Origin of the sequence: Enorma timonensis, assembly GCF_000321165.1 — a bacterium.
Taxonomy (GTDB): Bacteria; Actinomycetota; Coriobacteriia; order Coriobacteriales; family Coriobacteriaceae; genus Enorma.
In genome coordinates this window covers 1-3,888 of the sequence record NZ_CAPF01000023.1, presented here as the reverse complement: position 1 = coordinate 3,888, position 3,888 = coordinate 1, and the positions used below count along the sequence as shown (strand labels likewise).

General features: G+C 66.8%; 3 protein-coding genes and 1 pseudogene. 1 reads left to right on the top strand and 3 read right to left on the bottom strand.

The window, feature by feature from the left end; translation table 11 throughout:
• From BN423_RS10645 to sufC, 3 genes and pseudogenes are all read right to left on the bottom strand, one after another.
• Nucleotides 1-390 (bottom strand): annotated as a pseudogene (locus BN423_RS10645) (SufB/SufD family protein); the annotation flags it as partial.
• A 187-nt stretch (nucleotides 391-577) separates the two neighbouring features.
• Nucleotides 578-1,990: a Fe-S cluster assembly protein SufB gene (gene sufB, locus BN423_RS02790; RefSeq protein ID WP_019238750.1), complete on the bottom strand. Its 1,413-nt coding sequence runs from the start codon at nucleotides 1,988-1,990 to the stop codon at nucleotides 578-580.
• A gap of 9 nt (nucleotides 1,991-1,999) precedes the next feature.
• Nucleotides 2,000-2,842: a Fe-S cluster assembly ATPase SufC gene (gene sufC, locus BN423_RS02785; protein WP_019238749.1), complete on the bottom strand. Its 843-nt coding sequence runs from the start codon at nucleotides 2,840-2,842 to the stop codon at nucleotides 2,000-2,002.
• Nucleotides 2,843-3,206: 364 nt separating this feature from the next.
• Between sufC and BN423_RS02780 the strand changes: the two genes are divergently transcribed.
• Nucleotides 3,207-3,638 carry an RrF2 family transcriptional regulator gene (locus tag BN423_RS02780; protein WP_019238748.1) on the top strand — a complete coding sequence of 144 codons (432 nt, stop codon included), beginning with the start codon at nucleotides 3,207-3,209 and terminating at the stop codon, nucleotides 3,636-3,638.
• The last annotated feature ends 250 nt before the right edge of the window (nucleotides 3,639-3,888 follow it).

Genomic DNA, 3,888 nt, shown 5'->3' with positions numbered 1-3,888 from the left:
GGCCGCGCCCGCCTCGCCCGCGCCCGGGGCGAGCGTGATCGTGCTTCCCGCGAGGAAGCCCAGGTAGGCGCGGGCGTCCGCCCCGATGCCCGTCTCGAAGGCCGCCGCGACGTCGCCTGCGGCCTCCTCAAGTGCCGCGCGGCGCTGGTAGCGCGAGAGCGCGGGGGTGTCGAGGTCGGCGACGTCCTCGTGGGCGCGCTGCGCCGCACGCACGCATGCGCGGTCATCGGAGCCCTGCGCCCCGCCGCGCGCCGCATCGAGCCGCTCCTGCAGACCGGCCACCGCCGCCTCGAAGCTATCGGTGGTGTCGAGCAGCGCGTCCTCGGCTTCCACCGACGCACCGTCCATGCGCTCGAGCCCCTCGGGGACCTCGATCTCGGTATCGTTCATGCGCAGCCACCGCCACGTGGGCGCCGGCATCGCGCTCATATGCTGCATCGTGAGTGCATCCATCAGCATTCACTCCAAACATGACTTGCGGAAACCCGCTTCGGATGGCTGGACAAGCGATGGCTGGACAAGCCTGTCCCCAAATGAAGCAAAAAGTAACGTTTTGAACCCGTCCCTACATGACACATCAGCCGATGGCACCTTCCATCTCGAGCTTGATGAGGTTGTTCATCTCCACGGCGTACTCGAGCGGCAGCTCCTTGGCCACGGGGTTCGCGAAGCCGTTCACGATCATCGCGCGCGCCTCCTCCTCGGAGATGCCGCGGCTCATGAGGTAGAAGATCTTGTCGTCGCCGATACGCCCGATCGTGGCCTCGTGCCCGATGTCGACGTTCTTCGCCCGCACGTCCATGGCGGGGATGGTGTCGGAGCGGCTCTCGTCGTCGAGCATGAGCGACTGGCAGCTCACGCTCACGCGCGCGCCCTCGGCCTTCGGCGTCACCACCACGGAGCTGCGGAACGTCTGGATGCCGCCGCCCTTGGAGATGCCCTTCGTCTCGACGGTCGCGCTCGTGTTCGGCGCGTTCAGCACCACCTTGCAGCCGGTGTCGAGGTTCTGGCCGGCGCCGGCGAAGGTGATGCCCGTAAAGCTCGAGCGGCTCTTGCGGCCGTTCAGCACGCTCATGGGGTAGAGGTAGCCCACGTGGCTGCCGAACGAGCCGCTGATCCACTCGATCTCGCCCTCGTCGTCCACCCGCGCGCGCTTGGTGTTGAGGTTGTACATGTTCTTCGACCAGTTCTCGATGGTCGAGTAGCGCAGGTGCGCGCGCTTGCCCACGAAGAGCTCCACGGCGCCCGCGTGTAGGTTCGCCACGTTGTACTTCGGTGCGGAGCAGCCCTCGATGAAGTGCAGGTCCGCGTCGTCCTCGACGATGATGAGCGTGTGCTCGAACTGGCCCGCGCCCTTGGCGTTGAGGCGGAAGTAGCTCTGCAGCGGGAAGTCGAGCTTCACGCCGGCCGGCACGTAGACGAAGGAGCCGCCGCTCCACACCGCGCCGTGGAGCGCGGCGAACTTGTGGTCCGTGGGCGGGATGAGCGTCATGAACTTCTCGCGGATGAGCGCCTCCCACTTGGGCTCGTGGAGCGCCTCCTCGATGCCGGAGTAGACGATGCCCATCTTGGCGGCCGTGTCCTGCATGTTGTGGTACACGAGCTCCGAGTCGTACTGCGCGCCCACGCCGGCCAGGTAGCTGCGCTCGGCCTCGGGGATGCCCAGGCGCTCGAAGGTGTTCTTGATGTCGTCGGGCACCTCGTCCCACGTGGCCTGCTGGTCGGTGTTGGGCTTCACGTAGGTGACGATGTTGTCCATGTCGAGGCCAGCGATGCTGGGGCCCCAGGTGGGGTTCGGCATGCGCTGGTAGGTCTCGAGCGATTTCAGGCGGAAGTCGAGCATCCATGCGGGCTCGTCCTTGCGCTCGGAGATCTCGCGCACGATCTCGGGCGTGAGGCCGGCGTCGAGCTTCTCGAAGCCCTGCTCGCTATCGGTTATGTCGTAGATGGTGCGGTCGATGTCCGCGACCTCGGTACGCTGCTTGGCCACGGCTGCCCCCTAGCGCTCGACGACGGGCGAGAGGTCCGCGGGGTCGAGCTCGCCGGAGGCCTCGCCGGCTGCGCCCGCGCCCTCCGCCGCGTTCGCCTCGGTCGCCATGGCCTCGAAGCGCTCGAAGCCGTGCTCGTCGATCCAGTCGATGAGTGAGGCGTCCGCATCGTGCACGAGCCGTCCGCCCACCATCACGTGCACGCGGTCCACGTCGAGGTGCTCCAGGATGCGCGTGTTGTGCGTGATGATGAGGAGCGTGCCGTCCGTGCGCTTGCGGTAGAGGTCCATGCCGCGGCTCACCACGCCGAGCGCGTCCACGTCGAGGCCGGAGTCGGTCTCGTCCAGGATGGCGAGCTTCGGCTGGAGCAGCAGCAGCTGGAGCATCTCGACCTTCTTCTTCTCGCCGCCCGAAAAGCCCACGCCCAGCTCGCGGTTGAGGTACTCGACGGGCATGTCGAGCTCGGCGCAGAGCTCCTTCATGCGGCGGCGGAACTCCTTGCCGCGCATCTTGAGGCCCGGGCGGCCGGCGAGGGTCGCGCGCAAAAAGCTCGAGAGCGGTACGCCGGGGATCTCGACCGGCGCCTGGAAGGAGAGGAAGATGCCGGCGCGCGAGCGCTTGTCCGTGCTGAGGTCGGTGATGTCCTCGCCGTCGAAGCGGATGCTGCCGGAGGTTTGCGTGTAGGCGAGGTCGCCCATGATGACATGGCCGAGCGTCGACTTGCCCGCGCCGTTGGGGCCCATGAGGACGTGCGTCTCGCCGGCGGGGATCGCGAGGTCGATGCCGTGGAGGATGGTCTTCTCGTCGACCGAGGCGCTCAGGCCTTCGACGGAGAGGAGGGGGGTTGCGGACATTGCTGCTCCTTGCGTTCGGGCGCGGCTGTGTGGTTGTCGTGCCGCGCACATAATCCTAGGAATTATCTCGGATTAACGATAAGATGAATACCCGTGAAGTCAAGGTATAATCCGACTAATCCACTAGGATTTCAGCGCATGCATGGTGCGCGCCCCGGCTTCGCGTGCATACTTGTCAGTTTTCGTCATGAGGCGCCCCCTCGGGCATCCTTCCCGCGAAGAATTGACGGTTTTATGCGTGAAGCCGGGGCGGGCGGACGGCGTGGCGCTGCCGGTACCGGAGCCGGGTGTCGCGGCGCGGCGTTGCCGGTACCGGAGCCGGGTGCCGCGTCGCGGCGCGAACGGCGATGAGAGGGAGGTTCGCGTGCTCATCTCTTCCAAAGGGCGCTATGCGCTGCGCCTCATGATCTACATCGCGGCCTTCGGTGACGCCGAGGGCAAGATCGCCCTGCGCGAGGTCGCCGCGCGCGAGGACATCTCGCTCAAGTACCTCGAGCAGCTCGTGCGTCCGCTCATGCAGGCGGGGCTCTTGCGCGGCGTGCGCGGCAAGGGTGGCGGGTATGTGCTCGCCAAGCCGGCGGACGAGATCCGCGCGGGCGACATCCTGCGCGCCGCGGAGGGCACGACGACGCCTGTCGCATGCGAGGGGCTCGACGGGGCGTGCCAGCGCGCCGGGCTGTGCTCCACCGTCAAGTTCTGGACCGGGCTCGACGCGGTGATCGAGGAATACGTCGACGGTGTGACGCTCGCCGATCTTGCCCGCGTGCCTGAGATCGACCTGGGGGTAGAGCTCTAGGGGCGCTGCCCGCGGCGTGCGCCGCGAAATTGTCCCAAATGTTTCGTTATTAGCGGGAGCGGGGCGCGCGCCACGGCCTGGTGCACGCTCCTTTTGCGCTCTCGGGGGCTCCGCAAACCCAAAATGAGCGAAACGAGCGGTTTATAGGGGGTAGGCATAGTAGCCGGGAAATCGGCAACCCTGCTACCTGCGCTTTCGTTGGCGTGCATCCCCGTGCTACTTCAGGAGGTGCCCGTAAAACGCTCGTTTC

Bases quoted from the DNA above. Each gene is read 5' to 3' on its own strand.
- sufC (WP_019238749.1), bottom strand. From the start codon at position 2,842: ATGTCCGCAACCCCCCTCCTCTCCGTCGAAGGCCTGAGCGCCTCGGTC.